Source organism: uncultured Aliiroseovarius sp. (assembly GCF_947497285.1).
Classification (GTDB): Bacteria; Pseudomonadota; Alphaproteobacteria; order Rhodobacterales; family Rhodobacteraceae; genus Aliiroseovarius.
On sequence record NZ_CANMFT010000020.1, the window covers coordinates 1 to 449 of the forward strand.

The following is a 449-nucleotide window of genomic DNA, read 5'->3' on the forward strand; positions in this document are numbered from 1 at the left end:
ACCGACGCGCGTCACTACGCCCACGTCGACTGCCCCGGCCACGCTGACTATGTGAAGAACATGATCACCGGTGCGGCGCAGATGGACGGCGCGATCCTGGTTGTGAACGCTGCTGACGGCCCGATGCCGCAGACCCGCGAGCACATTCTGCTGGGCCGCCAGGTTGGTATCCCGACCATGGTTGTCTACATGAACAAGGTTGATCAGGTTGACGACGAAGAGCTGCTTGAGCTGGTCGAGATGGAGATCCGCGAGCTTCTGACCGAATATGGTTACCCGGGCGACGACGTTCCGGTCATTCCGGGCTCGGCTCTGGCCGCTCTGGAAGGCCGTGACGAGGCGATCGGCGAAGACTCGATCCGCAAGCTGATGGCGGCTGTTGACGAATTCATCCCGACCCCGGCACGTCCGGTTGACGGTGCGTTCCTGCTGCCGATCGAAGACGTGTT

At 62.1% G+C, this 449-nt stretch carries 1 protein-coding gene; it reads left to right on the forward strand.

The genetic code is table 11. The features are described 5' to 3' along the window. The coding region (locus tag Q0864_RS16550; protein WP_298572077.1) for a GTP-binding protein at positions 1-449 on the forward strand (449 nt) is incomplete at both ends.